The organism is Curtobacterium sp. 458 (assembly GCF_030406605.1).
Classification (GTDB): Bacteria; Actinomycetota; Actinomycetes; order Actinomycetales; family Microbacteriaceae; genus Curtobacterium.
Map to the genome: position 1 here is coordinate 3,552,642 of NZ_CP129104.1, position 26,873 is coordinate 3,579,514.

Consider the following 26,873-nt stretch of genomic DNA (forward strand, 5'->3'; position numbering starts at 1 on the left):
CCCGTACCACCGGGCGTATCCTGGGCGCATGAACCCGCGCATCGCCTGGCACCGCGTCCTCGTCACCGTCGTCGTCGTGTTCCTCGCCCTCGCGGTCGTGTTCTACGCGCTGAGCGTGTTCCTGGCCCCCGCCGACGGCCGGAACACCGCCGGGCTGTTCGTCGGCTGGGCGATGTTCGCGATGATCGGCGCGATCGGGTTCGGCATCGTGGACTTCTTCGTGCGCCCGCTCGGTGGCCGAAGCGGCGACGCCGACGTCATGGCCGCCGCGGAAGAGGCCCGCACGGGCAGCACCCGCACACAGCAGGTCCGCTGATCACGCTCCGGTGAACCCGGCCACGGTCGCGTTGTCCTCCGCGAACGTGAAGCGTGCCCGGACCCGGCCGCCCGCGAGCACCCCGGGCAGCCAGTACTGTGCGTCGTCCCACATCGCCCGGTAGGGAACGGCGTCGACCGGGATCCACCGGGGCTCGAGCTCGTCGCTGCCCGTCGGGTCCCCCTGCCAGCGGCGGCAGACGAACACGTCCGAGACCTGGGACCAGGACGGCCGGAACGGGAACCGGTAGTCCAACGTGCCCCGTGCCTCCAGGTCGTCGGGGTCGAGCCGCAGGCCGACCTCCTCGGCCACCTCGCGGACGGCCGTGTCGACCGCCGCCTCGCCGGGCTCCCGCTTCCCGCCGGGGCCGACCAGGCGACCGGTGCCGAGCCCGCGCCGCTTCTCGCCGAGGAGCACCTCGGGACCGTCGGCGCCGTCACGGAGCAGGTACACGACGACCACGGCCGGGTGCTGGATCGTGCGGTCGGCGCGTTCGGTCACGCCCCCAGTGTGGCGTACGCTCGTTGCATGGCAGGCGTGCTGCGGGGGCATCATGGCTGAGTCCCGCAGGTCGGGGCGCAGCCTCGAAGTGTTGCGTGCCGAGGCCGCCGAGGAGATCTCGATGCTCGTCGAGCACCGGAGCCGTCAGGGCGAGGACCCGTGGGACTTCATGCCGACGCTGCCGACCGTCGACGAGCAGGTCGTGCTCATCCTCCGCGCCGACTCCCTCGAGCTCGACGCCGCGATCGGCAAGCGGAGCGCGCAGTGGTCGATGCACCCGGCGTCCGGGCAGGGCACCGCCATGGGCGAGGAGTACCACCGCCTGCGCCGCATCGCGCTGCAGCACCCGGAGCTGACCGAGGCGGTCTGGAAGCTCATGGGGGCGCTCCCCGACGCGAGCTGACCGGCGCTCGCGGCGCCGGGCGCGGCCCGGTGCGGGGGCCAGCCGCGCTGCGGTTGGATGGGGACATGACCGAAACCGTCCTCGCGATCCTCAACCAGCCCTCCCGCGACGCCGCGCCGCACGACCCGGACGCCGACACGTTCTGGTTCGCCGCCCCGCTCGAGGAGCACGTGCAGGTGCAGGACCTCGGGATCATCCGCGGCGACGGCGTGTTCGAGACCATCACCGTGGTGGACGGCCGGCCGCAGGCGCTCGAACCGCACCTGGCGCGCTTCGAACGCTCCGCCCGCATGCTCGACCTGCCCGTCCCGGACGCCGACGCCTGGCGCCGCACGATCGAGGCCGTGTGCGCCGAGCTCGACCCCGTCCGCGAGGGCTTCGTGAAGACCGTGCTCACCCGGGGCGTCGAGGGCTCCGTCCGTCCGACCGGCTGGGCGTACGCGGCGCCGTCGGGTGATCAGACGCCGGCCCGCACCGAGGGCATCTCGGTCGTGACGCTCGACCGCGGCTACCGGCACGACGTCGAGCGCACGTCGCCGTGGCTCCTGCAGGGCGCGAAGACGCTGTCCTACGCGGTGAACATGGCGGCGCTGCGGGAGGCCGACCGCCGTGGGGCCGACGACGCGCTGTTCGTGTCGACGGACGGCTACGTGCTCGAGGGCACCCGGGCGAACCTGGTCCTGTCCGTCGGCGGTCGGCTCGTGACGCCCCGCACCGACATCGGCATCCTCGCCGGGACCACGCAGGCCGACGTGTTCCGGTTCGCCGAGGACGCCGGCATCGACACCGCCTACGAGCTCGTGACGCTCGCCGACCTCGAGGCCGCCGACGCCCTCTGGCTCGTGTCGAGCGTCCGGCAGGCGGCGCCGATCCGGTCGGTGAACGGGGTCACGCGGGCGATGGACCTGCCGCTCACCGAGCGCATCAACGAGTTCCTCCTGTCGCGCGAGGCCTGAGCGCGCGGGTCGCGCAACCCGACCCGACAACGGACGGGAGGCTCGTGGCGGCGCCGCCACGAGCCTCCCGACCGTCACCTGGTCACCAGCGCTCGCTGGTGACCCCCTGTCCGTCGGCCCACGCGAAGACCTGGGCGCCCTCGATCCAGACGCGCGTCGCGCGGCTGGTCGCGGCGAGCGGGTCACCGTCCCACAGGACGAGGTCGGCGTCGTGGCCGACCTCGAGCCGGCCCACGCGGTCGCCGAAGCCGAGGATGTCGGCCGGGTTGACCGTGAGCGCCTCGAGCGCGGTCTGCCACGGCAGGCCTTCCTTCACGGCGGCCGTGGCCTGGTCGACGAGCATGTTGATCGGCACGACCGGCGCGTCCGTCGTGATGGCGACCCGGACCCCGGCAGCGGCGATCGTGGCGAGGTTCGGGATGCCGCGGTCGCGGAGCTCGACCTTCGACCGGCTCGTGAAGAGCGGTCCGTAGATGACCGGGATCGCCTTCTCCGCGAGGACGTCGGCGATCTTGTGCGCCTCGGTGCCGTGGTTCACGACGAGGCGGTAGCCGAACTCCTCGGCGAGGCGGATCGCGGTCGCGATGTCGTCGTGCCGGTGGGTGTGCTGGTCCCAGGCGAGCTCGCCGTCGAGCACGCGGACGAGCGTCTCCTTCGTGAGGTCGCGGGCGAACGGGTCGCCCTTCGCCTCGGCGGCGTCGCGGGCGGCACGGTAGTTCTGGGCCTCGACGAACGCGTCACGGATGATCTTCGCGACGCCGAGCCGCGTGGACGGGGTCTGTCCCTTCCCGCCGTACACGCGCTTCGGGTTCTCGCCGAGCGCGCTCTTCACGCTCACCGAGTCGGAGATGAGCTGCTCGTCGATCGTCCGGCCGCCCCACGTCTTGATCGCGACGGTCTGGCCGCCGATCGGGTTGCCGGAGCCGGGCTTGACGACGATGCTCGTGACACCGCCGGCGAGGGCGTCGCGGAAGCCCTCGTCCTGGATGTCCACGGCGTCGATCGCGCGGACGCCGGCCATGTTCGGGCCGGTCATCTCGTTCGTGTCGTTGCCCGCCTCGCCGTTGGCCTCCTCGTGGATGCCGACGTGGCCGTGTGCCTCGACGAAGCCGGGGACGAGCCACGCACCGGCGGCGTCGACCACGGGCATGCCGTCCGGCGGGGAGACGTCGGGACCGATCGCCGTGATCTTCCCGTCCTCGACGACGACCGCCCCGCCGTCGAACTCCGGGGAGCTGACGGGGACGACGTGGGCACCGGTGATGGCGAAGGAGTTGGTCATGCCTGCCACGCTAGCGGGACCCCGTGCATGCGACATCCGGATTCCTGGCGGTCGGCTCGCACGCCGTCGTACCGTGCGGACCGTGCCCCATCCGCTCCCCCTCTCCCGCCGGTCGGGATCGTCCGCGCCCTCGCGGCCGGAGTCCGCACCCCTGCAGCGGTGGCCCGCGCACGCGCAGGTCGTCGTGCCGTGGCGGAGCAGTGCGCGCGGGCCGAGGGCCGACCGGATGCTGCGCGAGATCACTGCCTCCCTGCCGCCGCGGATCGCCGCCGCGGAGTGGTCACCCGATGCCGGCACCGAACAGCTCCTCGCACACGCAGCACACGCGCTGCGGACCGTCGACGCCGAGCACGGGCACGTCCTCTTCGGGCTGTCGTCGATCATGGTCCGGACGGAAGCCGTGGCCTCGTCGCGGATCGAGCACGAGCACGCGACCCTCGACGACCTGGCGCGCGCCTCCGTCGGCGGACGGGCGAACCCGAGCGCGACGACCGTGGCACGAGCCGGCGCGGCACTCGAGCGCCTCGCGGCGAGCGCTGCGGACGGTGCGGTCACCGAAGCGGCACTCCTCGCCGCCCACCGGGCGCTCATGGCCGACGACCCGGTGGACGCCCGGTACGCCGGGCGGTACCGCGACGTCCAGAACTGGATCGGCGGTGGACCGACGCCTCGACTGGCGACGTACGTCCCACCGCCCGCCGCCGCGGTCCCGGAGCTGATGGAGGACCTGCTGGCCTTCGTGCACCGTGACGACCTCCACCCGATCGCGCAGGCCGCCCTCGCCCACGCCCAGTTCGAGTCGATCCACCCGTTCACCGACGGCAACGGTCGGATCGGTCGTGCACTCGTCGCAGCGGTCCTCCGCCGACGGGGCCTGGGCATTCGGGTGAAGGCTCCGGTCGCCGTGGTGCTCGCGGCCGAGCGTGCGCGGTACTTCGGCCGGCTCGCCGCGTACCGGGACGGCGACGTGGACGACCTCGTCCGCGACCTCGCGATCGCGATCGGCACCGTCTGCGACGAGGCGACGCTCTCGGCGTTGGTGCTCCGGGAACACCGGGCGTGGCTCGACACCCTCGGGCTGCCCCCGGCGTTGGTCGGCGTGCTCGCGCGCGAGTCCTCCGTGTCGGAGGACACGCTCGACGGTCTGCTCGACGACCGGGTGGACGCGGTGGTCCGGCGTCTGTGCGGTGCCGGCGTGCTCCGGTCCCTGACCGAACGGCGCCGGCGACGGGTGTGGCGGGTCGAGGGTGTCGCTGCCGAGTTCGAGGCCTTCACCGCGCGGGTCACCGACGCGGTGCTCGCACGGGCGGGCCGAGCTGCGTGACGGCGCCGGCGCTCTCGGGCCGGGCCGGGCGACGGCGATGGCGCGGCCGGGCCGGGCTGCGTGACGGCGCCGGCGCTCTCGGGCCGGACTGTGTGAGGGCGCCTGCGCATAGGGTGGAGCGGTGAGCAGCGAGCACGAACAGGCCACCCCGCCCACCGCCGCGAAGCGCCCGGTCACCCGGACGCACCACGGCATCGACTTCGTCGACGACTACGAGTGGCTGCGTGACAAGGAGTCCCCCGACACGCTCGCGTACCTCGAGGCCGAGAACACGTACACCGACGCGGCGACGGCGCACCTCGCACCGCTGCGCGACCGCATCTTCGGCGAGGTCAAGGCCCGCGTGCAGGAGACCGACCTCTCCGTCCCCGTGCGGATGGGCGGCTGGTGGTACTTCACCCGCACGGCCGAGGGATCGCAGTACGGCGTGCAGTGCCGAGCGCCGATCGCCGGTCCGGACGACTGGACGCCGCCGTCGATCGAGACCCCTGCCGACGGCGGTCCCGGCACGCTCCCTGGCGAGGAGGTCGTGCTCGACGGCAACGTCCTCGCCGAGGGACACGACTTCTTCTCGCTCGGCTCCTACGACATCTCCGACGACGGCACCCGGCTGCTGTACGGCGTCGACGTCGCCGGTGACGAGCGCTACACGCTGCACGTGCGCGACCTGACGACGGGCGAGGACCTCGGCGACGAGATCCCGAACACCGGTGCCGGTGCCACGTTCGACCCCTCCGGCCGCTTCGTCTTCTACCCGACGGTCGACGACTCCTGGCGTCCGGACCGCATCTGGCGGCACAGCGTCGGCGCGCCCGCCGCCGAGGACGTCGTCGTGTTCGAGGAGTCCGACGACCGGTACTGGGTCGGTGTCGGCGTCACGCGGTCGTCGCAGTACATCGTCATCGAGCTCGGGTCGAAGATCACCTCCGAGGCGCTCGTCCTCGACGCGGCGGACCCGACCGGCGAGTTCCAGGTCGTCTGGCCGCGGCGCGAGGGCGTCGAGTACGAGATCGAGCACGCCATCGTCGGCGGCAGCGACCGGTTCCTCGTGCTGCACAACGACGGCGCCGAGAACTTCGAGCTGGTCGACGTCCCCGCCGACGACCCGACCTCCGAACAGGACCGCCGCGTCGTCGTCGCCCACCACCCGGAGCGCCGGATCGAGTCGGTCGACGCCTTCGCCGGGCACCTCGCGCTCGAGTACCGGTCCGAGGCGCTCCCCCGCGTCGCGATCATCCCGATCGAGGACGACGGCTACGGCGACGCGCACGAGGTCCCCTTCGACGAGGCCCTGTTCTCCGCCGGACTCGGCGGCAACCCCGAGTGGGAGCAGCCCACGCTCCGGATCGGCTTCACGTCGTTCGTGACCCCGTCGGAGGTGAGCGACCTCGACCTCGCGAGCGGCGAGGTCACCGTCCTCAAGCGCCAGCCGGTGCTCGGCGGGTACGACCCTGCGGACTACGTGCAGGAGCGCGACTGGGCCACCGCGGCGGACGGCACCCGCGTGCCGATCTCGCTCGTGTGGCGCCGGGACGCCGTCGACCCCGGGCAGCCCGCACCACTGCACCTCTACGGCTACGGCTCGTACGAGCACTCCATCGACCCGGGCTTCAGCGTCATGCGACTGAGCATGCTCGACCGCGGCGTCGTGTTCGCCGTGGCGCACGTCCGGGGCGGCGGCGAGATGGGTCGGCACTGGTACGAGGACGGCAAGACCCTCACGAAGAAGAACACCTTCACCGACTTCGTCGCGGTCGCGTCGCACCTGATCGACAGCGGGCGGACGTCGGCCGAGCGCCTCGTCGCCGAGGGCGGCAGCGCCGGTGGGCTCCTCATGGGCGCCGTCGCGAACCTCGCACCCGAGCGGTTCGCCGGCATCCTCGCGGCCGTCCCGTTCGTCGACGCACTGACGAGCATCCTCGACCCGGACCTGCCGCTCACGGTGATCGAGTGGGACGAGTGGGGCGACCCGCTGCACGACCCCGAGGTGTACCGGTACATGAGCGAGTACTCGCCGTACGAGAACGTCCGCGACGACGTGCAGTACCCGAAGATCCTCGCGGTGACGTCGATCAACGACACCCGGGTGCTCTACGTCGAGCCCGCGAAGTGGACGGCACGGCTGCGTGAGGTCGGCGCACCGGTGCTGCTGAAGACCGAGATGGCTGCGGGGCACGGCGGTGTGAGCGGCCGGTACGCGTCGTGGAAGGAGCGGGCGTTCGAGCTCGCGTGGCTGCTCGACACGCTCGGGCTGGCCGAGGTCTCGCCGGCCGCGGCGGACGCGGACCCCATCGCCGCCGGCTGAGCGCGGTGCCGACTGAGCGCGGCGCCGGCTGAGCGCGGTGCCGGCGACCCAGCCGCGCGGCTGGGTCGCCGGCACGGCACTCACACCCGGTTGAGCGTGTGCACCGCCTCGTCGTAGGACTGCTCGGCGAGCCGCACCCGGTCTCCCGCGAGCACGCCGTAGCCGAACGTCCCCTCGCCACCACGCTCCGCGATCCCCGAGTTCACCCGCAGCTGCTCGAGCGCGTGCAGGGAACGGACCCGCTCGGTGAGGACCTCGGCCGCGTTGCCGATGCGCTTCCACAGCGCGTGCGGGAACGCGTCGTCGCCGAGGACGTCCATCGCCATCCGTGCGCGGAGCGTCGCCGTCCACGCGAGTTCGGTCGCGGCGAGGGCAGCGGCCTCGCGCTCGATCACGGCGACCTCGGCGTCCTCGTCGGCGACGGCGTCTCGCACGAGATCCCGCACGCGCGGCTTCTCGATCGCCGAGACGTCCTGTGCGACGTGCTTCGGGGACCGCAGGGCCCAGGCGGTCGGTTCGGGCCGTTCCACGGCGTCGTCGAGCGCATCGAGCAGCTCGAGGAACGGCTCGGTGTGCAGGAACGACACGACGTCGCGGATCGCGTGCGCGCGCCGTTCGCGCGTGGCGGCGAGGATCCGCTCGCGGGTCATCGCGTCGACGAGGGCGTCCTGCGCCGGGGTGGATGCCCGGGGCAGTCGCTCGACGAGGTACTCGGCGAGCGCGGCTCGGGCGGTCACGACGGCCAGGCCGTCCGCCGCCTCGGCAGCGCGGTCGAACTCCTCGGTCGGCGCGAACGCCGGTCGGTACGAGCCGAGGACGGCGGCGATCCCGAGCGCGGTGGAAGCGGTCTCGCGGAGGTCCACGGTCGGCGCGGTCGACTGGTCGCGCAGGTCGGCCTGCTGCTCGAGCAGCGATGCGCGCAGCTTCCGCAGACGCTTCGTGAGCGCGCGGGCGGCGGTGCCCTTCTCGGGCTTGTCGCCGGTCTGGAGGCGCGGTGCCGGTGCGCCGGCCAGCCCACGTGCCAGCTTGGACGAGACGGCGGCGGGGCCGGCCCCCACGGCCGCGAAGCGTCCGTCGAGGGCGGCGAAGAGCTCGTGCGCGATCTGCTCGTCGACGCCGCCGACGGTCTCGACCTCGACCTCGCGCCAGGTGCGCGGCGTCTCGGGGGCGTCGTCGTCGAGGCGCTGCGCGCGGACGGTGTCGTCGGCGAGCTCCGCGATCTGGTCGCCGTCCTCGTCGAGGAGCCGTGTGACGGTGCGGGTGGTGGTGATCCGGACGACCGGACGCAGGCCACGACCCCGGCGCTCGGTGAAGAGTGCGGCGAGGACCTCGTCAGGAACGGTGTCGGCGTCATCGGTGAGCGGGAAGTGCTGCTCGTGCCGGACGGTGTCGGAGGCCGCGCGCTTGATGTGCCAGCCGGCGTCGACACCACCGGTGCGGCGGCGGACGGTCACCCGTGCGGCCACGAGGTCGTACCGCTCGGTGTCCCAGTAGGTGGCATCGAGCTCGAACGGCTCCTGCCGGTCGGGCTGCAGGATGCCCCCGACGCCGATCAGGTCGGGCAGGTCGCCGCCCTCGGGCAGGTCGTAGGTGCGCTCGATCTCGAGGTGCGTGTCACTCACGCGCTCTTGTCTACCAGGGCTCGCTCGGGTGCCACGAACCGTCGCCGCCGATCTGTGGAGAACCGGCTGGCGACGAAGCCCGCCAGGATGAGCGCGAGGTACGGGACCCCGACGAGGATCGGGTTCCACTCGGCAGGGAGCAGTGCCCACAGCGCCCCGGTGTGCTCCGCGTACGTGAGGACCATCGGGAGGGCGGCGAGCGTCCAGGCCGGCCAGGGCGTGCTCGTCGCGACGAACCATCCGACGAGGGGCAGGAGCGTCAGGAGCAGGGAGAACTCGAACGGGATCGGCCCGACCGACGAGAGGAACGGGAGGAGGACCACCACCACGGTCGCCGCGAGGACCGTGCTCGCCCCGATCCACCGTCGAGGAACGCTCACCGGCAGCACGAGGATCGCCAGCGCGACGGCGACACCGGGGACGACGTGCACGAGCGTCTCCCCCGCGAGCGTCCCGACGACGCGCTCGGTCCACGACGCGGAGTTCGTCTGCAGGAGCAACCACACGCCGGAGGCGAGCAACGACACGATCGCAACGGACACGAGGACGGGCAGGGTCCGGATGCGGTGCGGTTCGGGACGGACGTCGAGCGGAGCTGCGGTCATGGCGGTCCCCCAGGTGGTGCGACGGTCGGCACGGCGGTGGAACACCGCCGTGGTGAAGGCACCGAACGCGAGCGCGGTCGGCGAGAGGTCGAGTTCGGCGGCGCCCTGCACGTCGGCGGACCACTGCTCTCGGCGATTTTCCCGGTGTGCGGCCGGCGTCATCGCGACGGCGGCGGCGACGAGCGCGCGGTCGAGCGCGCTCACGACGCCACCGGCCGGTTCGTCGGACGGGCGGCACCCGTGGAGCGTGCGGCGGCACGGGCGGCGTCGGCACGGGCGTCGACGAGCTCGCGCGCCGCGACCGCTCCGTCCCCGGTGAACTCGTAGAGCCGTCGGCGTGGTCCGGACCGTTCGGCGTCGTCGTCCCAGCTCGAGCGGATCCACCCGAGTTGTTCGAGTCGCTCGAGGATCGGGTACACGGTGCCCGCCTGGCGCCCGGTCGCCTTGATGACGAGCAGTCCCCAGGTCGGCCCGTCCGCGGCGAGCAACGCGTCGAGGACGTCGAGCGTGGGAGCGGTCACGCGCTTGATCGGTTCCATAATGCGAACCTACCTATGTAGAACAAGCACGTCAAGCTATGTAGGACAAGCGGCACGCCGCGCCCAGACAGCCGGGTTACCCTGAGCGCATGAGCGAGACGATCACCCGTGACCAGTTCGTGCCCGATGCCGGCGGCGTCACGATGTTCACGACGAGCTGGTGCGGCTACTGCGCCCGGCTGAAGAACCAGATGACGAAGGCGGGCGTGCCCTTCCGCGAGGTCGACATCGAGCAGACCCCGGGCACCGCTGAGCTCGTCGCCGAGGTGAACGGCGGCAACCAGACCGTGCCGACGCTCGTGTTCCCGGACGGCAGCACCGCGACGAACCCCTCCCTCGCCGAGGTCCAGTCGCGCGTCTGACGCGCAACACCACGAAACGGACACAGCACCACGGGGAACCGTGGTGCTGTGTCCGTTTCGTGGTTCTGCCGCGCCGAGCGCTACCGCGCCCCGCGCTCCAGCGCCTCGGTGAGCAGCGCCGCCATCGCGTCGAGCTGGATGTCGCCCGAGTCGACGATCTCCTCGTCCGAGCCGTCGAGCGCCCGTGCGGCCAGCGACGCCTTCGAGTCGATGAGGTCCGCGATCTTCGTGTCGATCGTCTGTGCGGCGATGATCCGCCACGCGGTGACCGGCTCCTCCTGCCCGATGCGGTGCACGCGGTCGATCGCCTGCGTCTGCTCGGCGCTCGTCCACGACAGCTCGGCCAGCACCACGTTGGACGCGACCTGCAGGTTCAGGCCGACGCCCGCCGCGGTGAGCGAGCACACGATGACGGCGACGTCGGGGTCGTTCACGAACGAGTCGATCTCGGCGGTCCGCTGCGTCGGGGTCTGGTCGCCGCGGATCGTGGCGGTGCGCAGACCGCGGCGGGCGAAGACCTCCTCCGCCTGGTCCATCACGTCGAGGTGCTTCGCGAAGAACACGACCTTGCCGACGTTCGACGCGAGCTGCGCGGCGTAGTCGGCGGCGAGCTGTGCCTTGGCGCGGCCGATCCGCCGCACCATCGAGAACACGTTCTCGCCGGTCGACGAGGCGTCCTGGTCCTCGAGCTCCCACCGCGCGACCTGGCGGACGAGCTTGTGGTCGATGCCGACGACCGGGTCCTGCCCGGTGCGGGCGTCGAGCGCCTGGTGGTAGCGGCGGACGAGCTTCGCGGTGAGCTCGCGCTCGGCGTCGCGGATCGAGCGGCCCTCGTCGCCGTCGAGCTCCACCGGGATGTCGGCGATGCGACGGGCGGGGATGTCCGCGGCGACGTCGACCTTGCGACGCCGGACGATGCCGAGGTCGATGACGGCCTTCCGAGCCTCGGTGAAGAAGCCCTGGTCGGCCGGCGTGAGACCGATCTCCTCGAGCTCGTTCATGAGCTTCGCGCGCGGCTTCTTGTCGTCGATCCAGCCGAGGAACTCCCAGATGGTGCGGAAGTCCTCGACGGAGTTGATGAGCGGGGTACCGGTCAGTGCCATGAGCAGCGGCGCGGCCACCCGAGAGCGGATCTTCTCGGCGAGCTGCAGCACGAACCGGGACCGCTGCGAGTCCTTGTTCTTGATGAAGTGTGCCTCGTCGACGACCATGCCCTTGAACCCGAAGGACCCGAGCCAGCCGACGTGCCGGTCGAGGATCTCGTAGTTCACGATGACGATGTCGGCGAACCCGTCGAGGTCGTCGCCGTCGCCGTGGATGACGGTCGCGGTCCGGTTCGGGACCCAGCGAGCGGCCTCACGTGCCCAGTTCGTCTTGACGACGTTCGGGACGACCACGAGCAGCGGGAACGCGTTCGCGGCCTCGGCGGCGAGGAGCGACTGGGCGGTCTTGCCGAGACCGGGCTCGTCGGCGAGCAGGAACGTGCGGTGCCCGTGCGACGCGGCAGCGACGAGCTCGGCCTGGTGCTTCATGAGCGTCGTGCCGGACTTCGAGTGCAGGGTCGTGGGCTCCGGCAGCGGCATCGACGCCGCTCCTCCGCCCGCGCCGTACTCGAACGACTTGAACAGCGGGCCGAACAGCTCCCAGTTCGCCAGTCGACGCGGGTGCGCGACGGGCTGGTCGGCGAGCGCGAAGTCGGGCGCGAGGAACGGGTTCGCGAGCTGTCGCTGCACGACGGCCTGCGGCACGACCGAGCGCACGGGCGTCTCGACGGTCGGCGACGGCTCCGCCGCGATGACGAGGTCCTCGGGCTGGAGCTCCATGCCACCGGCGATCATCATGTCGCGCTTGACCGTCCGGGTGGCCTCGCTGACGGAGGCCTCCTCGGTCAGGAGCTGGATCACGCTCGTGTCGCGCGCCGCCGTCTTCGCGAGGATCGTCGCCACGCCGTCCAGCCGCTTGAGCTGCTCGGCCCGCTGGGCGTCGGTGAGGTCCGTGTCCGCCTTGACCCGTGCACGTTCCTCGCGCATGAGCAGGGCGACCGCCTGGAACTTCGAGCGGTTCGACGCCTTGAGCGGTCCGCGCTGGGCCGCCGCCTCGACCTCGCGGACGGCGCGGGCGAGGACGGGGATGACGCCGTCGTTGTCGAGCGGCCTGGTGCGGCGCGACGCGGTCCGCGTCCCGCCGGCAGCACGCCGGGTGCCTGATCGAGCCAACGCTCCTCCTGTTCCGCCCGTTCGTCACGGGCGAGCCGCCGATCGGCGGAAGTCTCCGTCCGGGCCCAGGTGGTCCCGGCACATCCGGGCCACCGTGGCCCGTCGTCCGCCGGTCCCCCGCCGCCACGCTCCAGGAGCGTCCGCGGTCGGTTCCACGCGGGTGCCTGCGGCCACCCCTCGGGTGACCGCGTGACGGCCCGCGCCGGGATCCGGCGCCGTCACACGCACGTGACGCCCCCTCGGAGCGGCCACGGATCCGGCGCCCGCGTCCGCCAAGCGGCAGACCGGTCCTGTCTGGATGCGACGGGACGCGCGGGCACGCGGTGCGTGCACGTTCAGTTTACTCCCCGACCACCGACGGAGGCGAGTCGGCGTTGCCCGCGCGCGTCGTGCCTCCAGGCCGTGTGATCGTCACCCGGCCGGGAGGCGCGGTGCACGCCCGCCGGACCGCCTCGGGATCTGCGCGGCGGAGCCGGCCGGGAGGCACGGTGCGGGACCGGCGGACCGGCGTCAGACCCGCGGTGCGGAGCGCGGACGGACGACGCCGTCGGACGGGGCGACGGGGGTCGCCTCGGCGAGCGCGGCGCGCGTCGCCGCGAGCAGCTGCTCCGCCGTGGCGATGCCGGTCGCGGAGCCGGTCGTCGCCTGACCGCCCGCGTGCGCGAGCAGCTGCGCGCCGATCGCGGGACCGATGCGGTCGGCCTCGGCGGGGTTCCGTGTGACCCAGTCGCGGGCGATCGCGTCCGCGAGCCGTTCCGCCGCCGCACCGCGGTCGGCGTCGCCGCGGGACCGGTGCCAGAGCCCGGTGACCACCAGGTGTGCGACCACGGCGCCCACGTCGCGGACCGGGTAGCCCCAACCCGCGGTGTCGATGTCGAGGAGGCCGGAGATGCGCCAGGGCTCGTCCTCGTCGACGAAGACCTGCTCGAGGTGGAGGTCACCGTGTACGACCTGCTTCGTGCCGCTCGTCCACCCGATCGAGCGCCGGCCGATCGCGTCGTACAGCCGGTCGATCTCCTCGGCGTCCTGCGGCAGCGCGGCGACCAGCGTGCGACGGTGCCAGTCCGCGTGGTCCATGGCGTCCGCTCGGGCCTGCTGGGTCATCGGGACCGTGGCGATCCGCCCGGAGAGCGCGGCGAGCGACGCCACGAAGCGCGGGTCGTCGGCGATGTCGAGGATGCGGCTGCCCGCCGGGACCCCGCGGATGCGTTCGAGCACGAGCAGCCCGTCGCCGCGGCTCGACAGCACGCGCGGCACCGGGAGGCCGGCCGCGACGAACTGTTCGTGCGACCGCACGATCGGCGCGACGCGGTGCGGACGGACGACCTTGAGGAACACCGTGCCCTCGGGGGCGTCGACGCGGACCACGGCGCGCTTGCCGGGTCGGTACGCGGCGACCGTCAGCGTCGGGTCGGTGACCGGCATGCCGAGCGTGGTGAGGAGTTCGGCGACGGCGTCGCGGTACGTCACCTGCGGCAGGACCGGCAGGCCGGGGTCGTTCGGGTAGGCCCACACCGAGACCGGCTCCCCGGTGGCGGGGTCCGTGACGATCGCGCTGTTCTGGTCGTGGGTGCCGCCGGTGTCGACGTACGTCAGCACCGTCGCCCGCTGCCCTCCGCGGTCGACCGTGTCGACCTCGTAGCCGTAGAGGTAGCCGTTGCCCGAGGGCTCGACCGAGTGGGCGCGCGCGGCCACGACGGAGGTCCCGGAGCCGGCGAAGGCCTGCGGGATGACGCGCTCGTGGTTGGGCCACACGGGATCAGTCAACCGTGTCCGCGCGGTTTCGTCGCGTTCGTGCACGGCCCGTCGTGCGGCTCGTGGCTACCGTGTGTGACGTGAACCCGGTCGCGAGGCTCCGCAGCTCCAGCCGCACCCCCTTCCTGCAGGTCGTGAAGACCGCGGTCGCGGTGGTCGCGGCGGTGCTCCTGTGCCGACTGCTCATCCAGGGGCCGTTCCCGACCTTCGCCGCGATCGCCGCGCTGCTCGTCGTCCAGCCGAGCATCAACCAGTCCTTCGTGAAGGGACTCGAGCGGAGCGCCGGCGTCGTGCTCGGCGTCGTCCTCGCGACCGGGGTGCACCTGCTGCTCGGGGACAGCGTCTGGGTGGTGCTGCTCGTCGTCGTGCTCGCGATCCTCATCGCCTGGGCGCTGCGTCTGACCCCGACGTCCGCGACCCAGGTCGGCATCAGCGGCATGCTCGTGCTGACCGCGGGTGTCGTCACGCCGAACTACTCGGCCGACCGCATCCTCGAGACCGTCGTCGGCGCGGTCGTCGCCCTCGTGGTGAACGCCGCGCTCGTACCGCCGGTGCTGCTCGAACCCGCGCACCTCGCGGTCGCCCGGCTCGCGCGCGACACCGCGGCAGCGTTCGAACGGATCGCGGTCGGGCTCACCGAGGGGTGGGACCACGACCGGTGGCACGAAGCGCTGCTGCAGGCCCGCGCCCTGCGGTCCCAGCACCTCCGCGCCGAGGCGTCGATCGGGGCCGCGCGCGAGTCCCTCACGATGAACCCGCGGCGGAGTCGGCACCGGGACGTCCTCGACCGGGACGCCGCGGTCGCGGAGCACCTGCGGGTACTCGTCACCCGGGTCACCGGCATGACGCGGGCGATCCAGGACAACACCGGGCCGGACCTCGTGGCCGATCCGGTCGTCGGGCGGATCGCCACCGAGGTCGCGCGGATCGGGTCGGACGTCCGGGCGCTCAGCCAGCGGGTCGAGGCGAGCGAGCTGCCCGTCGTGGAGGAGCCGGCGTTGACGGCGCCGCTCGAGGTGCTGCGGCCGAACTCGCAGCACTGGATCCTGATCGGGGCGTTGCTCGAGGACATCCGGCGCGTGCGCGAGGAGCTCCTCGGAGAGGACGACTGACGCTGCGGCGCGGGGCGCTTCGCGGGGTCGGCGCCGCTTCGCGGGGCCGAGTCTCGCGTGAGGCGGGGCGTGCGCCGCTTCGCGGGGCCGAGTCTCGCGTGAGGTGGGGCGTGCGCCGCTTCGCGGGGCCGAGTCTCGCGTGCGGCGACGGTTCTCGCGCTCCGGGCCGCGAGGAGTGTCGCGCAGCGCGAGTCTCGCGGCACCGGGCACCGGGCACCGGGCACCGGGCACCGGGTCAGCGTCGGGCGACGGCGGCCTCGGCGGCGGTGTGCACGATGTCGTCCCAGAGGACGCTCGACGGCACGACGGCACCCGCGTCGAACACGTCGACCCGGACGACCTCGGCCTCCGCGAAGCGGCTGATCTCCGCGACCGCCGCGTCCGTCCCGGCCTCGAGCGCCGCGCGGCTCGCCACGTCGGGCACGGCCGTCCGGAGTTCCGCGACGACCCTCCCCCGGCGGTCGTCCGCGAGGCCCTCGAGCGCGCAGACGCTCTTCCACGCTGCGTCGAGTTCGATCCGGAGCCGGATGATCGCCGGGTGGTCCGGCGTCTCGGTCATGGTCATGGTGGTGCCCCCGTGCGGACCCAGCGTCGGGCGCGCTCGGTCCGATCGCACTCTAGCAATGAAGAGAGCAGTCCTCATGTCCCTCGAACGCGGGACAGAACGTTCTACTGCCGGACTGTTCTGTGACGAGATTCAGCCGGATCGGCGCAGGGATCTCCCGCGCGTACAGGTTCGATGCCACGATGGGGTCGAGGAGGTCCACTATGCGGTTGTTGGTGGTCGAGGACGACGACGAGATGCGCGCCCTCATGGAACGCGGACTCGCTGCCGAGGGGTACCGCGTGGTCGCGGTCGAGAACGGTGTCGAGGCGCTCATCGCACTCGGGGAGCAGTCGTTCGACCTGGCGGTCGTCGACGTCATGATGCCGGGCATGTCCGGCTTCGAGCTCGCCCGACGGATCCGCGAGCGGGAGGACCCCGTGCGCATCCTGCTGGTCACCGCGCGTGATGCCGTCGACGACCGCGTGTTCGGTCTCGACGCCGGCGCGGACGACTACCTCACGAAGCCCTTCGCCTTCGCCGAGCTCACCGCCCGGCTCCGCGCGCTCGGCCGCCGCGAGACCGCCGGCGCGCCCCGCACGATCGAGGTCGGTGACGTGGCGATCGACTCCGAGGCGCGTCGCGTCGCGATCAAGGGCCAGCGCGTGGCGATGAGCCCGACCGAGTTCGCGCTCCTGCGCCTGCTCGCGCGGTCGGTGGGCAGCGTCGTCGACCGTCCGAAGATCCTCGAGGAGGTCTGGGACGGCTCGCAGCACGTCGACCCCAACGTCGTGGAGCAGTACATCTCGTACCTCCGCAAGAAGTTGACCGCGCACGAGGCCACCGTGGCGATCTCGACGGTCCGCGGACGCGGCTACCGTCTCGACCTCGTCGGAGCGTGAGCACCACGACCCCGGACGGACGGTCGGACGCGCCGACCGGACGCCGGGGCTTCGTGCGCCCGCTCCGACTGCTCTCGCTGCGGGCCCGGATCACGATCGGGTCGACGGCGATCGCGGCGGTGGTGATCGTCCTGCTCGTGCTCGTCATGCGCTTCCAGGTCGTCAGCGTGGTCGCGAGCGCCACCCGGACGCTGCTCGACGCCGATGCCGATCCGTACGTCGCGACGCTCGAGGTCGACAGCGACCCGGACCTCTCGCAGCCCGGGAACGCCCAACTCGTCGCGGTGGTCTCCCCCTCGGGCGACATCGTGCTCTCGACCATGCCGGGCCGTCTGGAGCGAGCACTCGGCAGCCTCGCCGAGGAACAGGCCGGCACGCGCGTGATCGACGTCGCGAGCTCGCAGTACCGGGTCGTCGTCGAACACCCCGTCAACCGCGCCGGCCGGTGGACCGTCGTCGCGGCACGCAACTCGCAGGCCGAGGCCCTCGTCGTCGACGACCTCACCACGACCCTGTCCCTCACCGGCCTGGCGATCCTCATCGCGTTCGGTGTCGCGTCGTGGGTGCTGGCGACGACGGCGCTCCGTCCGGTGAACCGGATGCGGCGCGAGGCCGAGCGGCTCTCGGTCGCCCCGGAGCGCGCCGAACTGCCGGTCGGCCCGGCGCAGGACGAACTCGCGTCGCTCGCCACCACCCTCAACGCCTTCCTCGCCCGCACCCGGCAGGCCACGGAGCGCGAACGCCAGATGGTCAGTGACGCGAGCCACGAGCTCCGCACGCCGCTCGCGATCCTGACGACCCAACTCGACCTGGCATCGCTGGACGGCGACGACGCGACCGCCTTGGCGGCCCACATCGAGCGCGCCAAGCACAGCGTCGCCCGCCTGTCGCGACTCGCGAACGACCTGCTCGCGCTCTCCCGCATCGAGGAGTCGGAGCGCCGGGAGCAGGACGGCGCCGAGCAGCCCACGACGGGCTGGTCGGACCTCGGCGACGAGGTGATGGCCGCCGTCGACCGCGTCCGGCTCATCGCCTCGGGGAAGGACATCACGGTCGACTTCGACCTCGAGCCCCCCGTCGCCGTGGGTGGCTCCGGCCCGGGCATCGGTGGCGGCACGGTGGAGCCGCGGTACCGGCTCGACACCGGCGGGATGGCGCAGCTCGTCACGAACGTCGCGGGCAACGCGGTCGCGGCGCTCCCCCGTGGCGGCGGGATCTTCGTCTCCTGGCGGAGCGCCGACGGCGAGGGCGTCCTGCAGATCACGGACGACGGCCCCGGCGTCCCGGAGTCGTTCATCCCGGTGGCCTTCGACCGGTTCACGCGACCGGACGAAGCCCGCAAGTCACGGCCGAACCCGGACCCCGCCACGGGCGCGATCACCATGCCCGGTGGCTCCGGACTCGGGCTCGCGATCGTCCGGGCGGTCGCGGAACGCGCGGGAGGCACGGCATCCCTCCGCAACGTCCGGTCCGGTGGCCTCGAGGTCACCATCCGGATCCCCGAGGCCCGGTAGCGACCCGGCACTCCGGTCACTGGAAGTCCCGCGACCGGGTCCGCACCGCCAACGGCAGGTGCTCCATCCGGTCCGCCACCACGTTCACCACGCCCTCGTCCGACCGTTCGAGGATCCCCCGCACGATCACCGCGGGCGACTCGCGAGCGGTGCGGCGGTAGCGCCCCCACACCCCGACGCTGCAGATCACGTTCACGAGCCCGGTCTCGTCCTCGACGTTCATGAACGTGATGCCCGATGCCGTCGCCGGACGCTGCCGGTGGGTGACGATCCCACCGACCTCGATCCGCCGGCCGTTCTCCGCCGTCATGGTGTCCGCGACGCTCAGCACGCCCCGGCGCTCGAGCACCGCTCGGACGTGCCGGACGGGGTGGTCGTCGGTCGTCATCCCCGTCGACCACATGTCCGCGATGAGGACGTCCCCGCTCGTCATCTGCCCGAACAGCGGTGGCTGCACGACCACCTGCGTGCCGGGCAGCTGGTCGGGACGCTCCCCGGCCGCCTGCCCGGCTGACCAGATCCCGCTGCGGCGGTCCTCGCCGAGGGAGGCGAACGCGTCCGCCGCTGCGAGCGCCTCGAGCTGCGCCGTCGTCAGCCCGACCCGGCGGGCGAGGTCGGACATGTCGGTGAAGGGGCCGTTCGCCCGACGCTCGGCGACGATCCGCTCCGCGCTGCGGCGGCCGAGGGAGGTCACCTCGGCGAGCCCGAGCCGGACGGCGAACGCACCGTCGCGGCGGTGCCGGGCGGTGTCGTCCGGCACCGAGCGGTCGAACGGCGGCACCTCGGGCTGCTCCTCGGCCAGGCACCCGTCGTCGCCGGTCGTCACCGGCCCGTCGGGACCGGCACCGACACCCGCTCCGGCACCGACACCTGCTCCGGCACCGGCACCGGCACCGGCGAGCGGCTCCATCGTGGCGTCGACCTCCGACCGCAGGATGTCCGGCCGGAGCACCCGCACGCCATGTCGTCGGGCATCCGCCACGAGGGTCTGCGGGGAGTAGAACCCCATCGGCTGCGCCCGGAGCAGCGCCGCGAGGAACACCCCGGGGTAGTGCAACCGCATCCAGGCACTGGCGTAGACGATGAGCGCGAAGCTGATCGAGTGGCTCTCGGCGAAGCCGAAGTTCGCGAACGCCTGGATCTTGGCGTAGATCGCGTCGGCGTCGGCACCGTGGATGTCGTTGCGCGCCATGCCCTCGTAGAGCTTCTCGCGCAGCCGTTCGATCTTCTCGTGTCCGCGCTTCGACCCCATCGCCCGACGGAGGAGGTCGGCGTCGTCGCCCGTGCACCCGCCGACGACCACCGCCATCTGCATGAGCTGCTCCTGGAACAGCGGGACGCCCTTGGTCCGGGCGAGCACGGGTTCGAGCAGCGGGTGCGGGTAGGTGATCTCCTCGGCACCGGTCCGGCGGCGGATGTACGGGTGCACGGCGCCGCCCTGGATCGGCCCGGGACGCACGAGCGCGACCGCGATGACGAGGTCGTAGAACTCGCGGGGCAGCAGCCGCGGCAGCGACCCCATCTGCGCGCGGGACTCGACCTGGAACACCCCGATGGTGTCGGCGCGGCAGAGCTGGTCGTAGACGCCCGGTTCCTCCTTCGGGATGGTGTGCATGTCCCACCGCTCCCCGCAGTGCTCCGCGGCGAGGTCGAACGCGTACTGGAGTGCGGCGAGCATCCCCAGCCCGAGCATGTCGAACTTCACGAGCCCCATGTAGGCGCAGTCGTCCTTGTCCCACTGCAGCACGGTCCGGCCGTCCATCCGGGCGTGCTCGATCGGGACGACCTCGCCCACCGGTCGGTCGGTGAGCACCATGCCGCCCGAGTGGATGCCGAGGTGCCGTGGGAACCCGAGCACCTGCTGCGCCATGTCCACCACGGGCGCGGGGATGTCGTGGTCCTGGCTCTCGGTCACCGACCCCCACCGTTCGACCTGCTTCGACCAGGCGTCCTGTTGCCCGGGGCTGTGCCCGAACGCCTTCGCCATGTCACGCACGGCACCCTTCGGCCGGTAGGTGATGACGTTCGCGACCTGTGCCGCGTTGAACCGGCCGTACTTCTCGTAGACGTACTGGATGACCTCTTCACGACGGTCCGAGTCGAAGTCGACGTCGATGTCGGGCTCCTCGTCGCGCAGGGCCGACAGGAACCGCTCGAACGGCAACCCGTACCGGATCGAGTCGACGGCGGTGATCTCGAGCAGGTAGCAGACGGCGGAGTTGGCGGCGGAGCCCCGGCCCTGGCAGAGGATCCCCCGCTGCCGGGCGAACTGCACCATGTCGCGGACGATGAGGAAGTACCCCGGGAAGTCCTTGTCCTCGATGACGGCGAGCTCGCGTTCGATGCGGGTCCGCTTCGCGGGGTCGACCCCGTCGTCGCTGCCCGGGTAGAACCGCCGGGCGCCCTCCCACGTGAGCTCGCGGAGCCAGGACATGGTGGTGTGCCCCTCCGGGACGTCGAGCTTCGGCAGACCGGGCCGCGCGGTCTTCAGCGTGAACCCGAGCTCGTCGGCGAGGGTCACGCTGTACTCGACGGCACCCGGCCACCGGGCGAAGCGTCTGGCCATCTCGGCCCCCGAGCGCAGGTACGCCGTGTCGGCCGCCGGCAGCCAGCCGTCGATCTCGTCGAGGCTCCGTCGTGCCCGTACCGCCGCGAGTGCCGAGGCCACGGGGAACCGGGCCGGGGTCGCGTAGTGGACGTTGCCCGTCGCCACGACGGGCAGGGCGTGCCGAGCGGCGAGCGCGGCGAGGACGTCGTTCCGGGCGGAGTCCACCGGGTCGCCCTGGTCGGTGAGCTCCACCACGACGTGGTCGGTGCCGAACCGGTCGAGCAGGAGGCGCAGGGCTGCCTCGGCCTCGGACTCGCCACCGCGCTCGAGCGCCTGCCGCACGGCACCCTTGCGGCAGCCGGTGAGCACCCGCCAGTGGCCGCCGGCCCGCTCCGCGAGGTCGTCGAGGTCGTACTGCGGCCGACCCTTCTCGGCGCCGGCGGCCAGGTGGGCGTTCGTCACCGCCCCGGCCATCCGGTGGTAGCCGTCCTGCCCGTCGGCGAGGAGCAGCAGGTGCGTTCCCTCGGGGTCGGGGACGCCGTTCTGCGGCTCGGTGAGCCCGAGCGACAGCTCGGTGCCGTAGACGGTCGCGAGCCCCGGGTAGGACTCGGCGGCCTCGGCCATCCGGGCGACGCCGTAGAAGCCGTCGTGGTCGGTCAGTGCGAGGCCGTGCAGGCGCAGTCGTGCGGCCTCCTCGAAGAGCTCCTCGGGCGAGCTCGCGCCGTCGAGGAAGCTGAACGTCGAGTGCGCGTGCAGCTCGGCGTAGGGCACGACGGGGCCGGAGTCGTCGCGTCGGAGCGACGGCGGCACGTACTTCTCGCGCTTCCGCGACCAGGCGGGACTGTCACCACCGTCGCCGGCGTGCGTGCTGCCCGGACTGCGACGGTCGGACAGGGCACGCTCGAACTGCGACCACGGGATCGGGGGGTTGCTGTAGCCCATCAGGTGCTCCTCACGTCGCCACGGCCTCGGCCCACCACCGGTGGTCTGCCAGCACGAGGTACCAGGCCCGTCCCCCGTCGTCGACGAGCTGGAGCCGGTGCAGGCGTCGGCCGCCGGACTCCCACCAGCGCACGACGAGCGGCCACGGCCCTGCCCACGCGGTCACCGGACCGAACCGGCCGCCCCGCTCGCCCTCGGCCCGGAAGCGCTCGGGTTCGCCGGTGAGCACGCCGCGGTCGTCGACGTCGACGGTGACGCCGGACGCGGTCTCGACGTCGACCGGGCGTGGACGGTCGAGCACCGTCGCCGGTGGTGGCCCCGGCAGCTTGCCGGGCCACGGACGGTCACGGATGGTCGCCAGTGCGCGCTCCCCACCGACGGGGGCGTCTCCCCACGGCACGAGCACCACCCGTTCGGCGAGCGTGCGCCCGCCACCGATCCGCGGGGTCACGACGCCGTCGTGCCCGACGAGTCCCTGGACCCGCGCGAGCCCGTGGTGCACCCGTTCGTCGGGCCCGGAGCCCCAGAGCCCGCGCTCGTGGTTCGCCGTGTCGTCGACCGCGACGGGTTCGAGCACGACCTGCACGACGGGAGCCTCGAGCCCGGTGGGGTCGGCCCCGCCCGCGAGCTGCCACCGGACCCGGTCGACGACGTCGGCCGCGTCGAACCAGCGCGGGTGCACCCACACCCGTTCGAGCAGGATGTCGCGTTCGTCGACGATCCCCACCCGGATGCTCGTCGCGACGAGTCCGGCGACGCGGAGGCGCTCGGCGAAGTCGTCCGCCGAGCGCCGGAACGCGAAGGCGACCTGGTCGGCGCGGTCGAGCGGCGGCTCGAACGACGCCTCGACCCGGAGCTCCGGCGGGACCTCACGCGCGGCGATCTCGCGCGGGTCGCGTCCACCCGCGAGCCGGTGCAGGAAGGCGCCGGCCTGCCCGAAGCGGTCGCGCACCTGTTCGTCACCGAGGGCGGCGAACCCGCCGAGGGTCGTGATGCCGAGCCGACCGAGGAGCATGGCGAGGTCGGTGTCCCCGAGCACCCCGAGCGGGAGGTCGGCGAGGAACGGCGCAGACCCGCCGACCGGGACGATCCGGGTCCGCTCCCCCGGTCGCACCGGACGGGCTCGGGCAGCCTGCTCGGCGGCGAACGGGGTGTCCGCGACGCCCACCCGCACCCCGGGGGCACCGTGGTCGGCCGCGATGCCCGCGAGCGTGGCGGCCGCGGCCCGCTCACCGCCGTAGTACCGAGCCGGACCGCGTGACCGGAGCGCGAGGGTCCCCGGGCGGAGGACCTCGACGCCGGGGACCGCCGCCTCGACCGCACGGATGACGGGCTCGAAGGCGCGGTGGTCGAGGGCGTCGTCGTAGGGCTGCACGACGAGCCCCGGGCAGCGCGCCTGGGCCTCGCGCACCCGGAGCCCGCGTGCCACCCCGTGCTGCCGGGCGCTCGCGGAGCAGGCGAACACCTGTCCGCCGGCCACGACGGCGAACGGCTGCTCCGGTGGCTCGCCGGCCGCACGGGCAGCGGCGACCACCGGCCAGTCAGGGCACCAGAGGACGATCGTGCGCGTCGGCGGGGCCTCGGGGACCGCCCCGCTGCGCAGCACCGGGGCACTCCCCCCGTGCAGCGCCGCCCCCGCGCCGGACACCCCGGTGCGGGGCAGCCCGACACGGGGCGCTGCACCACGCGACGAGCCGGCCCGACCCCGCGGGCTCACGACGCCACCGCAACCGGACGCAGCACCGGACGCGACGCCGCTGCCGGTTCCACGGGACGGACCGCGCCGTCGGCCGCCGGCAGCAGCAGTTCGGCGCTGACCGGACGCACCGCACCGGCGCGGCCGGTGGCCGTCACCGTGGCCCGACGCTCGGTCAGGTAGCCGTGCCCGTGCCCGATGCCGCTCCAGTCGGAGGCGGTGACCTGCAGCGAGACGTCGGCCCCCGGCCACGACCCGAGCGAGACGAGCGCACCACCGCGCTGCCGGAGCCGGGCAGCGAGCCGGGAGACGTCCCCGGGCACCACGCGACCGAGTGGCCGGGTGAGCACGATCTGCGCGACGTCGACGAGGGCGGCCGTGACCGTCAGCCACTGGTCGCCCGGGTCCGGCACGAGCACCAGCCGTTCGAGGTCGATCCCCGCCGCGGCTGCCGCTTCGACCCCGAAGGACGGCACCCCGACGACCGCGCACCAGGCCCCCTCGGCCGAGGCCGCCTGCAGCATCGTCATCGCCAGCAGCACCGACTCCTGCACGGCGTACGTGCCCCCGACCCGGATCGCACCGCCGGGCAGCAGCGGCGCGATCGCCGGCGCCGTCGGCAGCCCGACGACGGTGTCGACCCGCGTCGCCTCCATCTCGGCGACCCGGGACCGCAGGCTCGTGATCCGCTCGAGTGCCGCACGGGCGTCCCCGAGGTGGTCGACCCGCCGGACGGGCCGGGCAGCCCGGTCCGTCCGGGGAGACCCGCCTGGGTCCCCCGGCGACGCGAGTGCCGCTGCCGACTGCATGCCCTCATATTCGAACATGTGTTCGATGATGTCAATCGGGTCCGACATCCTGTGGACAGTCCACTCGAACGGACGTTCGACACGCCGGGTTCAGTCAGGAACGTCAGCCGGAGCGCGCACCGCTCACCAGCGCGCGACCGCTCCCACCCCGCCGAGCACCGACCGGGTCTTCGTCTCGACCTCGTCCGCTTCGTCCGCAGGATCGGACGACCAGGTCACCGCACCGCCGGCCCCGAGGGTCCGAGCGAGCACACGGCCGTCGTCGACCACCGTGACCAGTGTGCGGATGACCACCGACAGGTCCACAGCGCCGCTCGCCGAGAAGTACCCGACCGCACCCGAGTACACCCCGCGCGGCGCGCCCTCGAGGCGGTCCGCGATCGCCGTGGCGCTGCTCTTCGGCGCGCCCGTCATCGACCCCGGCGGGAACGCCGCTCGCACCGTCGCGGCCCGCGACGCCCCCACCGGCAGCACCGCGGACACCGTCGACACCAGCTGGTGCACGCTCGTGTACGTCTCGACCGCGCACAGCCGGTCGACGTGCACCGACCCGGGCACCGCCGTCCGGAGCAGGTCGTTGCGGAGCAGGTCGACGATCATCACGTTCTCCGCGCGGTCCTTCGCGCTCGCCACGAGGTCCGCCCGCACCGCCGCGTCGGCCACGGGGTCGGCGACACGACGCCGGGTCCCCTTGATCGGCTCCGCGGTGACCACGCCGTCCGCCGTGATCCGCAGGAACCGCTCCGGCGACCGGCTGGCGACGCGGAGCGTCCCGAGGCGGAGGTACGCCCCGAACGGCACGGGGTCCGCAGCCCGCAGCCGCAGGTACTCGACGAGGTGGGGATCCGTGCCGGGGGCGACCCGTGCCTCCAGACCGGGCACCGCGAACGCGGTGGTGAGGCAGACCTGGAACGCGTTGCCCTCGCGGATCTCGCGGCGACACGTCTCGACGGCCGCCTCGTAAGCGGCGCGCGTGACGCGTCCCTGCGCGGGGACGGCCGGGAGGCCCGGGGGCACGTCGACGACGTCGGGGCGCGTGGGCAGGGCGGTCGCCTCCTCGAGCCAGACACGGTTCGCCGCGCTGGCGTCCGGTTCCGTGTCGGCGACGAGGGCGAGCGCCCACGACGTGCCGTCCGGACCGGTGACCACCGCTCGGTCGACGAACCGGAGGTCCGCGTCGGGGTGGTCGGCGGCGGTCCGGTCGGGCCCGCCGGACTCACGGCCGAGCTCGTAGCCGAGGAACCCGACCCAGCCGAGTGCGAAGCCGCACCCTGCGACCGGCTCGGGCAGCCGCGGCGTCCGCCCCAGCAGGACGTCCAGCACGGCGAACGCGGGCTCGTCCGAGGTCCGGGACGGCCCGAACCACGCCAGGGCGGCCGGGGCGACGTCGAGGACCGCCTGCCGCTGCTCGTGCCGGAACCGCGTGGCGAACGGCCCGTCGGTCACCGCGAGCACGGACCAGGCCGCCCGCTCCGCCGCCACCGCGGGTGCGCCGTCGGGCAGGCCGGAATCGAGCCACACGACGTCGGCGGCGCCGTCGGCGAGCCGTCCGAGGTCTGGCGAGCCCGCGAGGCGTCGGACCTCGATCCGCACCCCGGGGTCGTGGGTCGGATCGCGGCGGTCGTGGGTCAGATCGCGGCGATCGTCCATGCTGCGGTGTGTGCGGCGCCCGGTTCGAGGACGAGGAGCCCGCGGTCGGCGCCGGTGTTGAAGGCGTCCGGGGCGCAGGTCATCGGCTCGACCGCGAGGCCCGACCGGTGGTACTCGGGGACGACGTGGTCGGCGGTGTGCACCTGCACCCAGCCGCACTCCGCTCCGAAGGAGACACGGACGCCGTGCCCGTCCGCGGCCACGACGTCGATGACGGCCGTGCCCTCGGTGTCGCGGACGAAGCCGGTGAAGGCGTGGTCGATGAACCGCGGGCCGATCAGGGTGGGCTCGCGCAGGTCGAACTCGTCGTGCACCGGCACCAGGGCGGTGGGGACGAGGCGGTCGGGCGTGACCTCGAGCACCTCGGCGGCGGGCAGCGTGAGCGTCCAGTCGTCGACCGACCCGGCACCCGCGACGAGGTACGGGTGCGGTCCGGTCCCCCACGGCGCCCGGGAAGGGCCGGTGTTCCGACCGGCGACCGCGGTGTGCAGTCCCTCGGCGTCGACGCGGTACTCGACCGTCACGACGACGCGGTGCGGGTAGCCCTGCTGTGCGGGGACCGTGGTGGTCAGCACTGCCCGGTCGGGCTCGTGGGCCTCGACGGCGAAGTCGGTCCAGCCGACCAGGCCGTGCAGGGCGTGCTGGCGGGTCGGCTCGGTGAGGGCGAGCTCCTGCTCCGCACCGTCGAACGTGTAGCGACCGTCGACGACGCGGTTCGGCCACGGCGCGAGGACGGCTCCGCGGAACACCGGACGGACCTCGTCGGCGTCGAAGGGCACCACGAGGTCGCGTCCCTCGTGCCGGAGGGTGCGGAGCGATGCGCCGACCGTGGCGATGTCGGCGGTGTACCCGTCGGCGGTGATCGTCAGCTGCGATCCGGACAGCGGGGCACCCTCGCCCACGTGCTCAGCACTCATGGGGCCAGCGTATCGGGCCGGCCGGACTCGCTCGTACCGGGCGCTGCAACGGC

The 26,873-nt window shown here is 73.2% G+C and carries 22 protein-coding genes; 9 read left to right on the forward strand and 13 right to left on the reverse strand.

Features of this window, described 5'->3' with window-relative positions:
• The first annotated feature begins 28 nt into the window (after window positions 1-28).
• Window positions 29-316 (forward strand): hypothetical protein, encoded by a 288-nt coding sequence (locus QPJ90_RS17090; RefSeq protein WP_290132326.1) that lies wholly within the window; start codon window positions 29-31, stop codon window positions 314-316.
• On the opposite strand, the gene QPJ90_RS17095 is transcribed toward QPJ90_RS17090, so the two are convergent.
• Window positions 317-817, reverse strand: a complete 501-nt coding sequence (locus QPJ90_RS17095) for an 8-oxo-dGTP diphosphatase (protein ID WP_290132327.1) — start codon at window positions 815-817, stop codon at window positions 317-319.
• Window positions 818-869: 52 nt separating this feature from the next.
• Here QPJ90_RS17095 and QPJ90_RS17100 point away from each other — a divergent pair, with 52 nt between their 5' ends.
• Together QPJ90_RS17100 and QPJ90_RS17105 are read left to right on the forward strand one after the other, a co-directional pair.
• On the forward strand, window positions 870-1,220 hold the full coding sequence (locus tag QPJ90_RS17100; protein ID WP_290132328.1) for a tryptophan synthase subunit alpha: 351 nt from the start codon (window positions 870-872) through the stop codon (window positions 1,218-1,220).
• Between the two features lie 65 nt (window positions 1,221-1,285).
• Window positions 1,286-2,176, forward strand: coding sequence for an aminodeoxychorismate lyase (locus tag QPJ90_RS17105; protein ID WP_290132329.1), 891 nt, complete (start codon window positions 1,286-1,288; stop codon window positions 2,174-2,176).
• 82 nt (window positions 2,177-2,258) lie between these two features.
• Here QPJ90_RS17105 and QPJ90_RS17110 read toward each other — a convergent pair whose 3' ends face one another.
• Complete coding sequence (locus QPJ90_RS17110) at window positions 2,259-3,458, reverse strand: amidohydrolase (protein ID WP_290132330.1); 1,200 nt, start codon at window positions 3,456-3,458, stop codon at window positions 2,259-2,261.
• Between the two features lie 82 nt (window positions 3,459-3,540).
• Between QPJ90_RS17110 and QPJ90_RS17115 the strand changes: the two genes are divergently transcribed.
• Window positions 3,541-4,782 carry a Fic family protein gene (locus tag QPJ90_RS17115; protein ID WP_290132331.1) on the forward strand — a complete coding sequence of 414 codons (1,242 nt, stop codon included), beginning with the start codon at window positions 3,541-3,543 and terminating at the stop codon, window positions 4,780-4,782.
• Between the two features lie 121 nt (window positions 4,783-4,903).
• Window positions 4,904-7,087, forward strand: a complete 2,184-nt coding sequence (locus QPJ90_RS17120; RefSeq protein WP_290132332.1) for a S9 family peptidase — start codon at window positions 4,904-4,906, stop codon at window positions 7,085-7,087.
• A gap of 80 nt (window positions 7,088-7,167) precedes the next feature.
• Here QPJ90_RS17120 and QPJ90_RS17125 read toward each other — a convergent pair whose 3' ends face one another.
• From QPJ90_RS17125 to QPJ90_RS17135, 3 genes are read right to left on the reverse strand one after another with little or no spacing between them, the layout of a single operon-like run.
• Window positions 7,168-8,709 (reverse strand): CYTH domain-containing protein, encoded by a 1,542-nt coding sequence (locus tag QPJ90_RS17125; RefSeq protein ID WP_290132333.1) that lies wholly within the window; start codon window positions 8,707-8,709, stop codon window positions 7,168-7,170.
• The gene (locus QPJ90_RS17130; protein WP_290132334.1) at window positions 8,706-9,518 is read right to left on the reverse strand and encodes a hypothetical protein; all 813 of its coding nucleotides are present in this window, start codon (window positions 9,516-9,518) and stop codon (window positions 8,706-8,708) included. The genes QPJ90_RS17125 and QPJ90_RS17130 overlap by 4 nt, the downstream gene beginning before the upstream one ends.
• Complete coding sequence (locus tag QPJ90_RS17135) at window positions 9,515-9,853, reverse strand: helix-turn-helix transcriptional regulator (protein WP_290132335.1); 339 nt, start codon at window positions 9,851-9,853, stop codon at window positions 9,515-9,517. Before QPJ90_RS17135 ends, QPJ90_RS17130 begins: the two co-directional genes overlap by 4 nt.
• Window positions 9,854-9,942: 89 nt before the next feature.
• Here QPJ90_RS17135 and QPJ90_RS17140 point away from each other — a divergent pair, with 89 nt between their 5' ends.
• Window positions 9,943-10,215 carry a mycoredoxin gene (locus QPJ90_RS17140; protein ID WP_290132336.1) on the forward strand — a complete coding sequence of 91 codons (273 nt, stop codon included), beginning with the start codon at window positions 9,943-9,945 and terminating at the stop codon, window positions 10,213-10,215.
• An 80-nt stretch (window positions 10,216-10,295) separates the two neighbouring features.
• On the opposite strand, the gene QPJ90_RS17145 is transcribed toward QPJ90_RS17140, so the two are convergent.
• Complete coding sequence (locus QPJ90_RS17145) at window positions 10,296-12,431, reverse strand: SNF2-related protein (RefSeq protein WP_290132337.1); 2,136 nt, start codon at window positions 12,429-12,431, stop codon at window positions 10,296-10,298.
• Between the two features lie 510 nt (window positions 12,432-12,941).
• A complete protein-coding gene (locus QPJ90_RS17150) occupies window positions 12,942-14,186 on the reverse strand; it encodes an aminoglycoside phosphotransferase family protein (RefSeq protein WP_290132338.1) in 1,245 nt (414 codons plus the stop codon).
• A gap of 80 nt (window positions 14,187-14,266) precedes the next feature.
• On the opposite strand from QPJ90_RS17150, the gene QPJ90_RS17155 reads away from it, so the two are divergent.
• Window positions 14,267-15,298, forward strand: coding sequence for an aromatic acid exporter family protein (locus QPJ90_RS17155; protein WP_290132339.1), 1,032 nt, complete (start codon window positions 14,267-14,269; stop codon window positions 15,296-15,298).
• A 235-nt stretch (window positions 15,299-15,533) separates the two neighbouring features.
• Here the strand turns inward: QPJ90_RS17155 and QPJ90_RS17160 are convergent, their stop codons facing one another.
• Window positions 15,534-15,857 (reverse strand): hypothetical protein, encoded by a 324-nt coding sequence (locus tag QPJ90_RS17160; protein ID WP_290132340.1) that lies wholly within the window; start codon window positions 15,855-15,857, stop codon window positions 15,534-15,536.
• 209 nt (window positions 15,858-16,066) lie between these two features.
• On the opposite strand from QPJ90_RS17160, the gene QPJ90_RS17165 reads away from it, so the two are divergent.
• Window positions 16,067-16,744, forward strand: coding sequence for a response regulator transcription factor (locus tag QPJ90_RS17165; protein WP_058724844.1), 678 nt, complete (start codon window positions 16,067-16,069; stop codon window positions 16,742-16,744).
• The gene (locus QPJ90_RS17170) at window positions 16,741-18,258 is read left to right on the forward strand and encodes a HAMP domain-containing sensor histidine kinase (protein WP_290132341.1); all 1,518 of its coding nucleotides are present in this window, start codon (window positions 16,741-16,743) and stop codon (window positions 18,256-18,258) included. The genes QPJ90_RS17165 and QPJ90_RS17170 overlap by 4 nt, the downstream gene beginning before the upstream one ends.
• A gap of 16 nt (window positions 18,259-18,274) precedes the next feature.
• Here the strand turns inward: QPJ90_RS17170 and QPJ90_RS17175 are convergent, their stop codons facing one another.
• The 5 genes from QPJ90_RS17175 to QPJ90_RS17195 all read right to left on the reverse strand — a co-directional run bounded on the left by QPJ90_RS17175 (window position 18,275) and on the right by QPJ90_RS17195 (window position 26,820).
• A complete protein-coding gene (locus tag QPJ90_RS17175; RefSeq protein WP_290132342.1) occupies window positions 18,275-21,748 on the reverse strand; it encodes an error-prone DNA polymerase in 3,474 nt (1,157 codons plus the stop codon).
• Window positions 21,749-21,758: 10 nt separating this feature from the next.
• Window positions 21,759-23,354, reverse strand: coding sequence for a DNA polymerase Y family protein (locus QPJ90_RS17180; protein WP_290134270.1), 1,596 nt, complete (start codon window positions 23,352-23,354; stop codon window positions 21,759-21,761).
• A 107-nt stretch (window positions 23,355-23,461) separates the two neighbouring features.
• A complete protein-coding gene (locus tag QPJ90_RS17185) occupies window positions 23,462-24,271 on the reverse strand; it encodes a hypothetical protein (protein ID WP_290132343.1) in 810 nt (269 codons plus the stop codon).
• Between the two features lie 105 nt (window positions 24,272-24,376).
• Complete coding sequence (locus tag QPJ90_RS17190; protein WP_290132344.1) at window positions 24,377-25,903, reverse strand: anthranilate synthase component I family protein; 1,527 nt, start codon at window positions 25,901-25,903, stop codon at window positions 24,377-24,379.
• Window positions 25,882-26,820, reverse strand: coding sequence for an aldose 1-epimerase family protein (locus QPJ90_RS17195; protein ID WP_290132345.1), 939 nt, complete (start codon window positions 26,818-26,820; stop codon window positions 25,882-25,884). The genes QPJ90_RS17190 and QPJ90_RS17195 overlap by 22 nt, the downstream gene beginning before the upstream one ends.
• Between the last annotated feature and the right edge of the window lie 53 nt (window positions 26,821-26,873).